Genomic DNA, 14,927 nt, shown 5'->3' with positions numbered 1-14,927 from the left:
TCAGCTCAGCGCGGCGTCCAACGAGACGGCCTCGATGCCGACCGCCTCGCCTACGGGTGCGTTGGTGAGCCGGCCGGCGTGGGTGTTCAGGCCCAGCGCCAGCGAGTGGTCGTCGCGGCAGGCCTGCTGCCAGCCCTTGTTGGCCAGCGCCACGGCGTACGGCATGGTCGCGTTGGTCAGGGCGTACGTCGAGGTGTTCGGCACCGCGCCGGGCATGTTCGCCACGCAGTAGAACGTCGAGCTGTGCACCGCGAAGGTCGGGTCGGCGTGCGTGGTCGGCCGGGTGTCCTCGAAGCAGCCACCCTGGTCCACCGCGATGTCGACCAGCACCGAGCCCGGCTTCATCTGCGAGACCAGCTCGTTGCTGACCAGCTTGGGCGCCTTCGCACCGGGGATCAGCACCGCCCCGATGACCATGTCGGCCTCGCGGACCTGCTGCTCGAGGGCGAGCTTGGAGGAGGCCAGCCCGTGCACGCGGTTGTTGTAGCGCCAGAACGACATCCGCAGCTTGTCCAGGTCGGTGTCCAGCAGGGTGACGTCCGCCCCCATGCCGAGGGCGATGTTCGCGGCGTTCTGCCCCGAGACACCCGCACCGATGATCACGACCTTGGCGTTCGCGACACCACCGACGCCGCCCATCAGCACGCCGCGGCCGCCCTGGGCCTTCAGCAGCGAGTAGGCGCCCACCTGGGGTGCCAGGCAGCCGGCGACCTCCGACATCGGGTAGAGCAGCGGGAGCCCACCGGACGGGAGCTGCACCGTCTCGTAGGCGATCGCGGTGACGCTGCGCTTGAGCAGCTCCTCGGTGAGCGGCTTGTCCGCCGCGAGGTGCAGGTAGGTGAAGAGGAGCTGGCCCTCGCGCATGCGGTGGTACTCCTCGGCCACGGGCTCCTTGACCTTGAGCACCATGTCGGCCGTGCCCCACACGTCGTCCGCGCTGTCGAGCATGCGCGCACCGGCGGCGACGTACTCGTCGTCGTGGATCGAGGAGCCCTCGCCGGCGTCCTTCTCGATGTAGACCTCGTGCCCGTGCGAGGTGAGCTCGTGCACGCCGATGGGCGTGATGGCCACGCGGTACTCGTGGTTCTTGACTTCCTTGGGGACGCCGACCTTCACCTGTTCACTCCTTGCGTGATGCCCGCCACTCCCTTGTGGCGACGCCGCGAGACTATCCCCCGCTCGTGGTCGATCCTGCCAGACCCCGGGCCTGTGCCAGCAACACGGCGACGACGACCGGCGCATCGCCGATCCGGCCGTCGAGCACGGCGGTGACCAGGTCGGCGTACGGCACCCAGAAGGTCTCCATGTCGGCCTCCTCGTGCTCGGGCACGAAGTCGCCGCGGTCCGCGGGGCGCAGGTCCCGCGCGAGGTAGAAGTGCATGAGCTCGTTGGAGAGACCGGGCGAGGAGTACGTCGAGGTCAGGTGGGTCCACTCCCCCGCCTCCAGCTCCGCCTCCTCCAGGAGCTCGCGACGAGCCACCTCGAGCGGGTCCTCGCCGTCGACGTCGCACAGCCCCGCGGGCAGCTCGACCAACCGGCGCTCCACCGCGTGGCGGTACTGCCGCATGCACAGCACCCGCTCCCGGTCGTCGACGGCAAGGATGACCACCGCTCCCGGGTGCTCGAGCACCAGGCGCCGGAACGGCTCCTCCTCGAGGTGCCCCGGTCGCTGGATCCGGTCCGAGCGCAGTGCCACCACCCAGTCGTCGCGGTGCAGGTCGGTGCTGGAGGCGACCGGCCACGCCTCCGGCTCATCGGTCAATGGCGTCGTCGGCATGCTCGTGACGCTACCGTGCTGGCCACCGGGCGACGCTGCCCGGAACCACTACGGAGGAGTCCGCATGACCATGGCCCTGGGCCACGCCACGTCCGGTGTCCGCAGCCTCACCCGGGAGGAGGCCGAGGAGCGCGGAGCGCTCCTGGCGGTGGACCGCTACGACATCGCGGTCGACATGCGCGGCCTGTTCGAGGGCGAGGTGCTCGAGTCCACCTCGACGATCACCTTCCGCTGCCTCGAGCCCGGTGCGAGCACCTTCGTCGACTGCGTGGCCGAGGTCCGGCACGCCACCCTGAACGGGCAGGAGATCGACCTCGGCACCGTCAAGGACGGACGCATCCCGCTGACCGGGCTCGCCGCCGAGAACGTGCTGGTCGTCTCCGCCGCCCAGTCCGACACGGGCAGCGGCGCCGGCATCCTGCGCACCATCGACCCCTCCGACAAGCTCGTCTACGTGTGGACCTCGTTCGAGGCCGACGACGCACGCCGGGCCTGGGCCTGCTTCGACCAGCCCGACCTGAAGGCGCCGCACCGGTTCACCGTCACCGCGCACGAGACGTGGACGGTCACCAGCAACGGCGCACCGACGTCGGTCGAGGACCAGGCCGACGGCGGCAGGCTGTGGACCTTCCCGGACACGCCGCCGCTCTCGACGTACGTCGTGGTCGTCAACGCCGGGCCCTTCCACGAGCTGCGCCAGGAGCGCGACGGCCACAGCCTGGGGCTCTACTGCCGCCAGTCCCTGAAGCAGTACCTCGAGCGGGACGCCGCGGAGCTCTTCGACATGACCGCGGCGGGCCTCGCCTTCTTCGGTGAGCGGTTCGGGCAGCCGTTCCCGCAGGCGCGCTACGACCAGGTGTTCGTCCCGAACATGGGCGGGGCGATGGAGAACTGGGGCTGCGTCACCTGGACCGACAGCGTCCTGTTCCGCAGCCCGCCGACCTACGGGCAGCGCGAGACCGTGGCCTCGGTGCTGCTGCACGAGATGGCCCACATGTGGTTCGGCGACCTGGTGACCATGCAGTGGTGGGACGACCTGTGGCTCAACGAGGCGTTCGCGTCGTGGGCCTCGACCTGGGCGGCGGTCAACGCCACCGAGTACACCGACGCCTGGGCGACGTTCCTGGCCGGGCTCAAGCTCTCCGGCTACCAGGTCGACATGGGTCCCGCCTCCCACCCGATCCGCGGCGAGGTCCCCGACGTCACGCAGGCGATGGCCAACTTCGACGCCATCACCTACGTCAAGGGCCAGAGCGTGCTCAAGCAGCTGGTGGCCTACGTGGGCGAGGACGCGTTCGTGGAGGGGCTCCGCAGCTACTTCCGCGACCACGCGTGGGGCAACACCCGGCTCGCCGACCTGATGACCGCGGTCGGCGAGGCCTCCGGCCGCGAGCTGACGGGCTGGACCGAGGCGTGGTTCGACCGGGCCGGCACCGACACCCTGGTGCTCGCCGGCACCGAGGTGCTCGCGACCGCTCCGGACGGCGGCGAGCCGCGGCCCCACCACTTCGAGATCGGCGTCTACCGGCGCGACGCGGACGGCGCGGGCCTGGAGGCGGTGGGCACGGCCCACGTCGAGACCGTCGGCACCCGTACGCCGATCGAGGGCCTCGTCGAGGGGGCCGACCTCTACCTGCTCAACGACCGCGACCTGACGTTCGCGGCCGTGCGCACCGACGAGCGCTCGCTGCGGACCCTGCTGGACTCAGCGGGTGCCCTGCCCGACGCGCTCTCCCGGGCGCTCGCCGTCTCCACGGCGTGGGACATGCTCCAGAAGGGCGAGCTGTCCACCGACGAGATGCTCGGCTGCGTCCTCGGCGTCCTGGGCAGCGAGCGGAGCCCGGGCGTCGTGGAGCCGTTCCTGGCCATGGCGCTGAAGGCCGCCGAGCAGTGGAGCCCCGCGGTCGCCGTACCCACCCAGCTGGTCCGCCTCGCGGAGGTCGCGGCGCACCTGGCCGAGGATCCCGACCACCGCGACCCGGCACTGCGGACGCTGGCGGCGTCGGCGTCCGATGCCGCGCACTTCGCGCTGCTCGACGCCGCGGCGGCCGACAACAACGACCTCGCCTGGCGGGTGCTGGTCCGGCGGGCGGCGCTCGGCGAGTACGACGCCACCGCGGTCGAGGCGCTGCTCGAGCGGGACCCGGACCCGGACGCGCGGGTGCGGGCCCTCGGCGTGACGGCCGCCCGGCCCGAGGAGTCGGCCAAGGCCGAGGTCTGGAGCGAGATCTGGGACAAGCGCTCGATCCCGGCGGGCTCGCCGCTCTACGGGCTGGCGCAGGCCTTCTGGCGCCCGGTCCAGCACGACCTGCTGCTGCCCTGGACGCACCGCTACCTCGACGAGGTCGACAAGGTGGCCGGCGGCGGCGGCATGCTCGCGGTGGGCTCGCTGATGCGCGGCATGATGCCGACGACCGCGGACCAGTCGTTCCTCGAACGGGCCCGGGAGATCGCGCAGCAGCCCGACCAGAACCCCACGGTCCGGGCCACCCTGCTCACCGGCAGCGACACCCTCGCCCGGGTCCTCCGCGCCCGCGGCTGAGGAAGCCGAGTCGGCGCAGTTTCACCCCGGGAGCACGTCGAGTCGGCGCAGTTTGACGGTCAAACTGCGCCGACTCGGCCGGGTCAGTCGTCCTCGGGCTCGGGCTCGCGGCGCAGGCCGCTCTCGTCGATCGGGAAGCGCAGCTCGCGCTGGCGCGCGATGGCCGCCCCGACCAGCCCGGCGAACAGCGGGTGCGGGCGGGTCGGCCGGGAGCGCAGCTCGGGGTGCGCCTGCGTCGAGACGTAGTAGGGGTGCACCTCGCGGGGCAGCTCGACGAACTCGACCAGGTTGTTGTCCGGGGAGGTGCCGGAGAACACCAGGCCGGCAGCCTCCAGCTGGTCTCGGTAGGCGTTGTTGACCTCGTAGCGGTGCCGGTGCCGCTCGTCGATCTCCGCCTCGCCGTACGCCTCGCGGACGACCGAGCCCGGCCTGAGCACTGCCGGGTAGAGGCCCAGCCGCATCGTGCCACCGAGGTCACCCGCGCCCTCGACGAAGCTCTTCTGCTCCTCCATCGTCGCGATCACCGGCTCCGGGCAGTCGGGGTCGAACTCCGTCGACGCCGCCTTCTCCAGGCCGGCCATGCTGCGGGCGTACTCGATCACCATGCACTGCAGGCCCAGGCACAGGCCCAGGGTCGGGATGCCGTGCGTGCGGGCGTAGCCCAGCGCACCGAGCTTCCCCTCGATGCCGCGGATGCCGAAGCCGCCGGGCACGCAGATCGCGTCGACGTCGTGCAGGTGGCGGGCCGCGCCGGCCGGGGTGTCGCACTCGTCGGAGGGGATCCAGCGGATCTGCACCTTGGCCTCGTGCGCGAAGCCACCCGCGCGGAGCGCCTCGCCGACCGAGAGATAGGCGTCCGGCAGGTCGATGTACTTGCCGACCAGCGCGACCGTGACCTCCTCCTTGGGGTGGTGCACCCGGCGCAGCAGGTTGTCCCAGACGGTCCAGTCCACGTCACGGAACGGCAGGTCCAGACGGCGTACGACGTACGCGTCGAGGCCCTCGCGGTGCAGCACCTTCGGGATGTCGTAGATCGACGGTGCGTCCGCGGCGGTGACCACGGCGTCCTCGTCGACGTCGCACATCAGCGAGATCTTCTTCTTGATCGACTGCGGGATCTCGCGGTCCGCGCGGCAGACGATGGCGTCCGGCTGGATGCCGATGGAGCGCAGCGCGGCCACGGAGTGCTGGGTCGGCTTGGTCTTCAGCTCGCCGGAGGGCCCGATGTAGGGAACCAGCGACACGTGCAGGAAGAAGCAGTTGTTGCGCCCGATGTCGTGGCGCAGCTGGCGGGCCGCCTCGAGGAAGGGCAGCGACTCGATGTCACCGACGGTGCCACCGATCTCGGTGATCACCACGTCCACCTCCTGGCCGTCACGGGTCTCGCCCATGGCCTGGATGCGGTCCTTGATCTCGTTGGTGATGTGCGGGATCACCTGGACCGTGTCACCGAGGTAGTCGCCGCGGCGCTCCTTGGCGATCACGGTCGAGTAGACCTGCCCGGTGGTGACGTTGGCGCGCTGGCTGAGGTCGGTGTCGAGGAAGCGTTCGTAGTGCCCGATGTCGAGGTCGGTCTCGGCCCCGTCGTCGGTCACGAAGACCTCGCCGTGCTGGAACGGGTTCATCGTTCCGGGGTCGACGTTGAGGTAGGGGTCGAGCTTCTGCATCGTCACCCTGAGACCGCGTGAGCGGAGCAGCCTCCCCAGGCTGGAGGCCGTGAGCCCCTTGCCGAGCGAGGAGGCGACGCCTCCGGTCACGAATACGTGCTTGGTAGGCGTCCCGATCTTCACGGGATTCCATCCTACCCGAGAGGTACCGCTCCGTCCGATCCCGACGCACCGAAGGAGCCACCCTGTACCTTCAGCGACCGGGCCAGGGCGAGCACGGTGGTGACCTGGCCCACGGCGGTGTCGGCGCTGTCGACCGTCGCGACCTTGTCGGCAACCGGCTGGGCCCGCAGGCCGTGCAGGTCGCCCTTCATGCCGGATCCGGTGTCGCCGGCGACGACCACACCGGTGGTGGTGGCCGCGAGACCGGTCAGCAGCCCCGACAGGATCGCGTCGTCGGCGTCCTTGCCGCCGAGCACGACGAGCACCAGCGCGGTGCGCGAGGCCTGCTCGGGAGACTTCACCAGGTCCGCCCCGGCCAGGCTCTGCCGGATCGAGGAGGCCTCGTCGAGGGAGACCGAGTCCCCGGACACGGCGACGCCGAGCAGCTGACCGATCCGGTCGTACGTCGAGGCGTCGGCGGGGATCACGTCGTCGTCGAGGTGCGTCATCAGCTGGCTGCCCAGGGTGTCGACCAGCGACTTCTCGGAGGCGCTCACCAGGGCCGGCTTGGCCTCGTAGGTGCCGGCGACGCTGCCACCCGCGGACTCGATCTGGGCGGCGATCCCGCTCACGACGTCGCCGTCGGCGCCGGGCATGGTGACGATCGTCACGGCGTGGTTCTGGAGCCGCCCGGCGTACAGGGTCGGGGCGGCGGCCGTCGCGAAGTCGTCGCCGAAGCGTGCGGCGCGCGAGTCCTGCTGCTGGGCCTTCGTGTGGGCCGAGACGGGCGTGTCGTCACGTCCCAGCTCGCTGAGCGGGCCGCCACCGAGGACGACGCCGACCGAGAGGGCGAGGAACACGGCCACCAGCGAGACGACGTGGTGTCGGTAGGAGATCACGAGAACGGTCCTTGCGCGTTGACGACGGGCGATGCGATGACGAGGGTGTGGACCAGGTCGGTGACGGCCGCCTGGAGCGAGTCGAGCCACTCGCCGCCGACCGGGGTGACCGAGATCGCGGCGAGCATTGCCACGAGCCCGGCCAGCATGACCAGGTAGAGGTGGCGGGGTCGGACCCGCCCGGAGTAGAGGCGCGGCACCGCGGTCGCGTCCACCAGTCGGGGGCCGACCTTCAGCCGGGTGAGGTAGGTGCTGGCGAGCCCGGGGCGCTGGCGGTCCAGGAACTCGTCCAGGGTGGCGTGCATGCCGACGCCGACGATGACCGAGGCGTCACAGGCGTCCGCCAGGATCAGCGCCGAGTCCTCGGGAGTCGCGCCCGTCTCCAGGCGCAGCGGTCGTACGCCGAGCCGCTCCAGCTGGTCGGTGACGGCCCGGTCGGCGCCCCGGTCGACGCGCACGACGACGTCGCGGGCTGCCCGCAGGGTCTTGACCGAGGGGCGGTCGGACTCGTCGGCGCGGGCGTCGAGGAGCACGATGTCGGGCCGGTAGCCCGCGGCCCGGAGCACCTCGGCGCCCCGCTCGACCCCGATCAGGACCGGCTGCTGCTCGCGCAGGAACGCCCGGACGGCGGTCAGCTCGTCCTCGTGCTCGTGCCCGGCGACCACGACGACCACCGGGCGGCCGGCGATCCGGGTGGACGGGCGCGGCAGGCCCCGGCCGTGCAGGAGGAGGTCCTCCTCCCGACGCAGGAACTCGGTGCTGTTGTGGGTGAAGGTCTCGAGCTGGGTGGCCAGGCCGGTGCGCGCCTGCTCCATCTCGGCGCGGACGTCGCCGGCGTCGAGCTCGCGGCCCGACGCCACCGGCTCGTCGTCGACGTAGACCGTGGCCTCGTGGACGCGGATGGTGGTGCCGTCCTTGATCGCGGCCAGGCCGTCGGCCCCGATCCGATCCACGAGCAGCACGCCGGCGTCCGCCAGCACCTGCGGACCGAGGTTCGCGTAGCGACCGGAGATCATCGGCGAGGCGTTGACGACCGCGGTGACCCCGGCGTCGACGAGCGCCTGCGCGGTGGTGCGGTCCATGTCGAGGTGGTCGAGCACGGCCAGGTCGCCCGGCCGCAGCCGGGGCAGCAGGCTGCGGGTCCGGCGCTCGACGCGGGCGGTGCCCACGAGTCCGGGCGGGGCGATCGGGGAGCGTTGTCGTACAGGCAGCTTCATGACCGCCTCATCCTCCCAGCCGGGAGGCGGCCGGTTCGGGACCCCTTCGGGCCGGGCGCGTCGGCCCGGCCGGCAGTTGGATCAGCCCAGCGCACGCGCCGGCTGCGCCACCTCCAGCAGCTCGCGGGCGTGCGCCAGCGCGGTGTCGGAGTCGGTGAGCCCGGCGAGCATCCGCGAGAGCTCGCGCTCGCGCTCCTCCGGGTCGAGCACCGTCAGCCCGGAGCTGGTGACCGTGCCGTCGTGGGACTTGGCGACCACGACGTGCCGGTCGGCGTAGGCCGCGACCTGCGGCAGGTGGGTCACCACCAGCACCTGGGCGTCGCGGGCGAGCCGGGCGAGCCGCCGACCCACCTCGACCGCGGCGGTGCCGCCCACGCCGGCGTCCACCTCGTCGAAGACGAACGTGGGCACCGGGCTGGTGCCGGCCAGCGCGACCTCGAGCGCCAGCATCACCCGCGACAGCTCACCGCCGGAGGCACCCTTGTTGAGGGGGCGCGGCTCGGAACCGGTGTTCGCGGCGAGCAGCAGCTCCACCTCGTCCACCCCGGTGCTCCCGAAGCGCAGCCACCGGTCGCCCACCCGCAGCGGGCCGGCGGCCTCGTCCTCGGGAGCGGGCTGCTCGGACTGCCGGACCTCGATCTCGAGGCGTGCGTGCGGCATCGCCAGCAGCGTCAGCTCCTCGGTGACCTCCGAGCCGAGCCGGGTGGCGGCCTCCTGCCGGGCCGCGGACAGTGCCGCCGCCGCCTCGGCCAGCTCTGCGCGCAGGGTTCGCTGCTCGGCCCGCAGCTCCTCGATCCGTTCGTCGGTGTGGTCGAGGTCGAGCAGCCGGGTGGCCGAGGCCTCGGACCAGGCCAGCACCTCGTCGATGGTGTCGCCGTACTTGCGGGTGAGGGCAGTCAACGCGGCGCGGCGCTCGGAGACCGCGGCGAGGCGGGCGGGGTCGGTCTCGACCCGGGAGGCGTAGGACGCCACGTCCGCAGCGACGTCGGAGAGGAGGTAGGTGATCTCGGTGAGCCGGTCGGCGAGCTCACCGGCCTCGGCATCGTGCTCCCGCACCCCGTCCAGCTGGCTCCTGGCCGCGGCCGTCGTCGCCAGCGCGTCGGGCTGGTCCTGCTCGCTCGAGAGCGCCTCGCGGGCCTGCTCGGCGGCGGTGCGCAGGGTGTCGGCGAAGCCGAGCCGCGACTCCTCGGCCGCCAGCGCGACGTCCTCCCCCGGCTCGGGCGAGACCGCCTCGATCTCGCCGAGCCCGAAGCGGAGCAGGTCGGCCTCGCGGGCGCGGTCGCGGGCGGTCGTCACGACCTCCTGCAGCTCGCGCTCGGTGGCGGCCAGCCGCGCGTGGAGGTCGGCGTACGACGCCAGCAGCGTGGCCGTCCGCTCCCCGCCGAACCGGTCCAGCGCCTCACGCTGGGCGCGGGCCCGGAGCAGGCGGTGCTGGTCGGACTGCCCGTGCACGGCGACCAGCGGCTCGGCCACGTCCGCCAGCACGGAGACGGGCACCGACGCGCCACCCACGAACGCCCGGGAGCGGCCCTCGACCGAGACGTTGCGGGCGAGCACCACCCGCTCGTCCTCCACCTCACCGCCGGCGTCCTCGACCGCCCCCGCGAACGGCGCGAGCCCGTCGACCCGCACCACGCCCTCGACCCGTGCCGTCCGCGCACCTGAACGCACCGCGCCGCTGTCCGCACGCCCTCCGAGCAGCAGCCCGAGGGCGGTCACGATCATGGTCTTGCCGGCACCGGTCTCACCGGTGATGACGGTCAGGCCGGGACCGAGCTCCAGGGTCGAGGACTCGATGACCCCGAGCGAGCCGATCCGGATCTCCTCAAGCATCGTGCCCCTCGGCCAGTCGACGACGGCGTTCGCTGGAGCCCCGCCAACCCTCCACGGGCAGGCCGAACTTGGCCACGAGCCGGTCGGTGAAGGGCGCCTCGTGCAGCCGCACCAGCCGGACCGGGCTGTGCCCGCGGCGGACCTCGATCCGGGCCCCGGGCGGCAGGTCGACCGCGCGCCGGCCGTCGCACCACAGCACGCCCGCCCCCGCGGTCGTCGCCAGCAGCTCGACGGCGAGCACCGACGTCGGCGCCACCACCATCGGCCGGGCGAACAGCGCGTGGGCGCTGATCGGCACCATCAGCAGGGCCTCGACCCCGGGCCAGACCACCGGGCCGCCGGCGCTGAAGTTGTAGGCCGTGGAGCCGGTCGGGGTCGCGCAGACCACGCCGTCGCAGCCCCAGCGGGACAGCGGTCGGCCGTCGATCTCGACGACCACCTCGAGCATCCGTTCGCGCGCGGCCTTCTCGACACTCGCCTCGTTCAGCGCGAACGTGCTCATGACGACCTCGCCGTCGCGGTACACCGTCACGTCGAGCGTGAGCCGCTCCTCGGCGGTGTAGCGCCGGTGGACGATCGCGTCGATCGTGGACTCGACGTCGTCATGCTCCGCCTCGGCCAGGAACCCGACGTGCCCGAGGTTGACGCCCAGCACCGGGGTGCCACTGGCGTGGGTGACCTCGGCGGCCCGCAGGATGGTGCCGTCGCCCCCGATGACCAGGGCGAGCTCGCAGTCGACGCCGGCGTCCGGCTCCCCGTCGACAAGCTCCAGCGGCGGGTCGAACTGGTCCGCCTCCACGCCCAGGTCGGCCGCCTCGCCAGCCAGCAGCCGGACCACCAGGCCGTGCCCGGTGAGCGCCTTGCAGAACGCCCGGGCGACCTCGCGAGCCTCGACGCGACCGGTGTGGGCCAGCAGCAGCACCCGGCGGCGCCCCTCGTCGTCGGCGCCGGGCACGGCGGCGCTGGTCTCACTCACGGGTCCACCTTCTCACCCGGCACCCCCAGCGGGTCGGCAGCCCGGACGACGGCGTCGATCTCCTCCGCGCCGATCGTCGCCGGGCCGTGCCGCAGCCAGAGGAAGAACTCGACGTTCCCCGAGGGGCCCGGCAGCGGGCTGGTGGTCACCATCCGCGCCCCCCAGCCACGACGCGCGGCGGCCTCGGCCACCGAGACCACCGCCTCGGCACGCAGGCCGGGGTCACGCACCACGCCGCCCTTGCCCACCCGGTCCTTCCCGACCTCGAACTGGGGCTTCACCATCAGGGCGAGGTCGCCGTCGGGGGCGGTCACCCCGAGCAACGCGTCCAGCACGAGCTCGAGCGAGATGAACGACAGGTCACCGACGACCACGTCGACGGGCCCACCGATCAGCTCGGGCGTCAGCTCGCGGACGTTCATCCGGTCGTGCACGACGACCCGTTCGTCCTGCTGGAGCTTCCAGGCCAGCTGGCCGTAGCCCACGTCGACCGCCACCACCTGGCCGGCGCCGTGGCGCAGCAGCACGTCGGTGAACCCGCCGGTGGAGGCCCCCGCGTCGAGGCAGCGGCGACCCTGGACCACGAGACCGGCGGGCTCGAACGCCGCCAGCGCGCCCGCCAGCTTGTGCCCGCCCCGGGACACGTAGTCGGGTCGGTCGGGGTCGTCGGCCACGACGATCGCGACATCGGTGGTCACCCCGGTCGCGGGCTTGGTCGCCGGCGCACCGGAGACCTTGACCCGGCGGGCGGCGATCAGCTCGCTGGCGTGCTCACGCGACCGGGCCAGGCCACGGCGGACCAGCTCGGCGTCCAGTCGGAGACGGCGGGGCGGCACGACGGGTCAGGACGACTGCGACCGGTCGACCGGCGGCTGGGGTGCGGGAGGGGACGGCTGCTGGGTGTCCAGGGCGCGCCGGAGCTGGTCCTGGGCGGTCTCGAACACGCCCACGTGCTCCTCGATCGGGCGCTCCTCGAGCTCCTCCACGGCAGCGATCACGGCGTCGACGCTCTCCACGCCGGTCCGGACCTGCTCGGGAGCGTCGGCTCCGGTGCCCGGCTCGACCGGACCGGGCGCCTGCGGGTCCTCACTCATGCGACCGAGACTATCCCGCAGCGCGCCGCGTCACGGCAGCGGCGCACGGAGGTCGGACACGTCCACCACGTCCCCGGTCTCGTCCAGGTGGCCCCAGGCCGCCGACGCCACCACGCGCCACCAGTCCCCCGGGCTGCCGTCCCCGTCGACGACCAGCCGACCGGACCGCACCTCGGCCTTCCACCCGCCGAGCACGGGATCCCCGTCGTCGGCGTCCGGCACGGGCTGGGCCTCGAGCAGGCCGGCCAGGTCCGGCGCGACGTACGTCGGCCGCTCGTCCGCGGTCGCGGCGACCAGCTCGGGAAGCCCCGTCACGCCGGTCATCACCAGCAGGGAGTCGAAGCCGGCGTGCTGCGCGCCGGCGATGTCGGTGTCGAGCCGGTCCCCGACCATCAACGGCCGCTCGCCGCCCACCCGGCGCACCGTCTCGTCGAGCAGCGGACGTTGCGGTTTCCCGGCGACGAGCGGCTCGACCCCGCTGAACGAGCTGAGCGTCGCGACCAGGACGCCGTGCCCCGGGGCCACGCCGTACTCGGTCGGGAAGGTGCGGTCGGTGTTGCTGGCCACCCAGAGCAGCCCGTCCCGGATCCTGACGGCGGCCTGCATGATGTCGCGCCACACCACGTCGGGACCGTAGCCGCTGACGATCGCGCGCGCCTCGTCGTGCACCGTGACCGGCTTCAGGCCCTCGGCAAGCAGCGCCTCCTCCAGCCCGGCGCCGCCCAGCAGGGCGACCTCGGCACCGCCGCCGAGCCGGTCGGCCAGCAGCCGTGCGGCCGCCTGGGCCGACGTGACGACGTCGCTCTCCTCGGCACTCACGCCCAGCTCGCGCAGGTGCTCGGCCACCCGCGCGGGAGAACGAGCAGCGTTGTTGGTGATGAACGCCAGGCGCATCCCGGCCTCCCGGACCGCCGCGAGGTGCCCCGGCGCACCGGGCACGGCCTCGCCGCCGACGTAGACCACGCCGTCGAGGTCGAGCATGGCCAGGTCGTACGCCGCGCACAGCGGCCGATCGGACGATCCGAGCATGCACACACCTCCGTGGGGTATCCGGACGTCGAAGCACCCTACGATGCTCCGATGGACGACAGTCGCGTGGTCACCCCGCCGTACCTGGCCGGGCCGCTGCGACTCCTGCCCTTCCGCGGCCTGATGCTGGCCCCCACCCGGATCGGGGACCCCAGCTCGGCGCGTGCCTTCGCCCGACCCTATCGAGACGTGTCCCAGCGCCTGAAGCGGTGGGCCGAGCAGGGTCAGGTCCTCCACGACAGCCGGGACGCGGTCTACCTGCACGAGTACACCTCGGGCGGGATCACGGTCCGCGGGCTCGTGGGCGCACTCGACCTGGCGCACCGCGCCCGGAACCGGAGCGAGCGGGTGGTCTATCCCCACGAGGGCATCCACCCGCTCCAGGTCGCCGAGCTCACCGACCGCATGGTCGAGATGCAGATGAACCCGGCTCCCATCCTGCTCGTCCACCGCGGCCACGCCGCGGTGCGACGCATCATCCAGGACCTGCTCGCGACCGAACCCGACCACCACTTCACCGACCGTGGTGAGCAGCGCCACCGGATCTGGGCGATTCGCGAGCCTGCGGTCCTCGCGGCGCTCGACGCCGCCCTCGACGGCTCCCGGGCACTCATCGCGGACGGTCACCACCGGTACGCCGCCTACCTGCGGCTGCAGGAGCGGAACCCGGGCGGGACGCACGACCTCGGCCTCGCCATGCTGGTCGACCAGGACGACACGCCGCTCTTCCTCGGTCCCATCCACCGGGTGCTCGAGGGCTCCAGCCTCGACGACCTCGAACGGGCCGCGGCCGCGATCGGCGCCGGCTTCGACCACGCCACCGAGAGCGACGCGGTCGCAGCCCTCGCCCCCCAGACCGTGGTCGCCACCGACGGCGTGCGCTGGGCGACGATCAGCCTGACCGTGCCGCACAGCCGAGCCACGGTCGAGGTCGTCCACGAGACGCTGGTCCCGGCACTCCCCCGCGAGCCCGGCCGGATCGGCTACCACCACTCGGTCGAGGACGCACTCGCCCGGGTCTCGACCGGCTCCGCGGTGGCACTCCTGCTCCCGGCTCCCGACTTCGACCTCGTGCTGCGCATCGTGGCCGCGGACCGACTGCTCCCGGAGAAGGCCACGTCGTTCCAGCCCAAGCCGCACGTGGGGGTGCTCATCCGCTCGTTGCGCGACGAATGAGCCGGCCCCCGGTCACCTCGACCTCGACGCGCGAGGCCGCAGCGCCGCCGGCCCTGAAGAACCGCCTGCGGACCGCTCCCGTCACCTCGACCAGGTCTCCCTCGACCCAGCTGGCCACCGAGCGCCGGACGCGGCCACCCCAGACGGCGCAGTCCAGGGCGTCCACCACCTGACGCGAGCCGGCACGTACGGCCGTCCTCGGCACCACCACCCGGAACGTCCAGAGCACGTCGCCGCTCGGCAGCACCCGCTCCTCCGGCGACTGGGAGATCCTCCCCACGAGACGGACCTCGTTGACCGCCTCGTCCCGGCCGGCGCTCTCCTTCTTCTTGCTGACTGTCGGTGCGGACATCGCACATCACCTCCGGTCAGCAACCTGCCGTCGTCCGCCGACAGCTGAGGCCCGGTCGGTCAACGGCTGTGGAAGGTGCGAGCGGCGGCTCGTGCTGTGCACAGCTCGAGGCCCGCGGAGGCGTGCCAATCACCCGGAATTGTCCGTAAATGCAGGTAGGGCCACCCCGTGACGGGGTGGCCCTACCTCAATGCTTGTCCGGCGGCGTCCTACTCTCCCACAGCCTCGCGGTTGCAGTACCATCGGCGCTGAAAGGCTTAACT

General features: G+C 72.7%; 13 protein-coding genes and 1 rRNA gene. 2 read left to right on the top strand and 12 right to left on the bottom strand.

Going from position 1 to position 14,927, the window contains the following annotated elements; all coding sequences use genetic code 11:
• Together ald and ABD268_RS15465 are read right to left on the bottom strand one after the other, a co-directional pair.
• Entirely contained in the window at positions 1-1,116 is a 1,116-nt protein-coding gene (ald, locus tag ABD268_RS15470) for an alanine dehydrogenase (protein WP_344154052.1), read from the bottom strand.
• 52 nt (positions 1,117-1,168) lie between these two features.
• Positions 1,169-1,777: an NUDIX domain-containing protein gene (locus ABD268_RS15465; RefSeq protein WP_344154049.1), complete on the bottom strand. Its 609-nt coding sequence runs from the start codon at positions 1,775-1,777 to the stop codon at positions 1,169-1,171.
• 64 nt (positions 1,778-1,841) lie between these two features.
• On the opposite strand from ABD268_RS15465, the gene pepN reads away from it, so the two are divergent.
• A complete protein-coding gene (pepN, locus tag ABD268_RS15460; RefSeq protein WP_344154046.1) occupies positions 1,842-4,319 on the top strand; it encodes an aminopeptidase N in 2,478 nt (825 codons plus the stop codon).
• A gap of 83 nt (positions 4,320-4,402) precedes the next feature.
• Here the strand turns inward: pepN and pyrG are convergent, their stop codons facing one another.
• From pyrG to ABD268_RS15420, 8 genes are all read right to left on the bottom strand, one after another.
• The gene (pyrG, locus tag ABD268_RS15455) at positions 4,403-6,109 is read right to left on the bottom strand and encodes a CTP synthase (protein WP_344154043.1); all 1,707 of its coding nucleotides are present in this window, start codon (positions 6,107-6,109) and stop codon (positions 4,403-4,405) included.
• 11 nt (positions 6,110-6,120) lie between these two features.
• On the bottom strand, positions 6,121-6,987 hold the full coding sequence (locus ABD268_RS15450) for a copper transporter (protein ID WP_344154040.1): 867 nt from the start codon (positions 6,985-6,987) through the stop codon (positions 6,121-6,123).
• Entirely contained in the window at positions 6,984-8,204 is a 1,221-nt protein-coding gene (gene steA / locus ABD268_RS15445; protein ID WP_344154037.1) for a putative cytokinetic ring protein SteA, read from the bottom strand. The genes ABD268_RS15450 and steA overlap by 4 nt, the downstream gene beginning before the upstream one ends.
• 81 nt (positions 8,205-8,285) lie before the next feature.
• On the bottom strand, positions 8,286-10,037 hold the full coding sequence (gene recN / locus ABD268_RS15440) for a DNA repair protein RecN (protein ID WP_344154034.1): 1,752 nt from the start codon (positions 10,035-10,037) through the stop codon (positions 8,286-8,288).
• Positions 10,030-11,013: an NAD kinase gene (locus tag ABD268_RS15435; RefSeq protein WP_344154031.1), complete on the bottom strand. Its 984-nt coding sequence runs from the start codon at positions 11,011-11,013 to the stop codon at positions 10,030-10,032. Before ABD268_RS15435 ends, recN begins: the two co-directional genes overlap by 8 nt.
• Positions 11,010-11,849 (bottom strand): TlyA family RNA methyltransferase, encoded by an 840-nt coding sequence (locus ABD268_RS15430; RefSeq protein ID WP_344154028.1) that lies wholly within the window; start codon positions 11,847-11,849, stop codon positions 11,010-11,012. Before ABD268_RS15430 ends, ABD268_RS15435 begins: the two co-directional genes overlap by 4 nt.
• A 6-nt stretch (positions 11,850-11,855) precedes the next feature.
• Positions 11,856-12,107: a hypothetical protein gene (locus ABD268_RS15425; RefSeq protein ID WP_344154026.1), complete on the bottom strand. Its 252-nt coding sequence runs from the start codon at positions 12,105-12,107 to the stop codon at positions 11,856-11,858.
• 30 nt (positions 12,108-12,137) lie between these two features.
• Positions 12,138-13,136, bottom strand: a complete 999-nt coding sequence (locus tag ABD268_RS15420; protein ID WP_344154023.1) for an HAD-IIA family hydrolase — start codon at positions 13,134-13,136, stop codon at positions 12,138-12,140.
• A 51-nt stretch (positions 13,137-13,187) separates the two neighbouring features.
• Between ABD268_RS15420 and ABD268_RS15415 the strand changes: the two genes are divergently transcribed.
• Positions 13,188-14,312, top strand: a complete 1,125-nt coding sequence (locus ABD268_RS15415) for a DUF1015 family protein (protein ID WP_344154019.1) — start codon at positions 13,188-13,190, stop codon at positions 14,310-14,312.
• Here ABD268_RS15415 and ABD268_RS15410 read toward each other — a convergent pair.
• Positions 14,287-14,664 (bottom strand): single-stranded DNA-binding protein, encoded by a 378-nt coding sequence (locus tag ABD268_RS15410; RefSeq protein WP_344154016.1) that lies wholly within the window; start codon positions 14,662-14,664, stop codon positions 14,287-14,289. The genes ABD268_RS15415 and ABD268_RS15410 overlap by 26 nt on opposite strands.
• A gap of 196 nt (positions 14,665-14,860) precedes the next feature.
• A 5S ribosomal RNA gene (gene rrf, locus ABD268_RS22835) occupies positions 14,861-14,927 on the bottom strand; the annotation flags it as partial.

It is taken from the genome of Nocardioides koreensis, assembly GCF_039531775.1.
Classification (GTDB): Bacteria; Actinomycetota; Actinomycetes; order Propionibacteriales; family Nocardioidaceae; genus Nocardioides; species Nocardioides koreensis.
The sequence above is the reverse complement of the archived record's forward strand: the minus strand, read 5'-3'. Positions and strand labels throughout refer to the sequence as shown.

Coding starts and splice junctions, on each gene's coding strand:
- ABD268_RS15465 (WP_344154049.1), bottom strand. CDS start 1,777: ATGCCGACGACGCCATTGACCGATGAGCCGGAGGCGTGGCCGGTCGCC.
- pepN (WP_344154046.1), top strand. CDS start 1,842: ATGACCATGGCCCTGGGCCACGCCACGTCCGGTGTCCGCAGCCTCACC.
- steA (WP_344154037.1), bottom strand. CDS start 8,204: ATGAAGCTGCCTGTACGACAACGCTCCCCGATCGCCCCGCCCGGACTC.
- recN (WP_344154034.1), bottom strand. CDS start 10,037: ATGCTTGAGGAGATCCGGATCGGCTCGCTCGGGGTCATCGAGTCCTCG.
- ABD268_RS15425 (WP_344154026.1), bottom strand. CDS start 12,107: ATGAGTGAGGACCCGCAGGCGCCCGGTCCGGTCGAGCCGGGCACCGGA.
- ABD268_RS15420 (WP_344154023.1), bottom strand. CDS start 13,136: ATGCTCGGATCGTCCGATCGGCCGCTGTGCGCGGCGTACGACCTGGCC.
- ABD268_RS15415 (WP_344154019.1), top strand. CDS start 13,188: ATGGACGACAGTCGCGTGGTCACCCCGCCGTACCTGGCCGGGCCGCTG.
- ABD268_RS15410 (WP_344154016.1), bottom strand. CDS start 14,664: ATGTCCGCACCGACAGTCAGCAAGAAGAAGGAGAGCGCCGGCCGGGAC.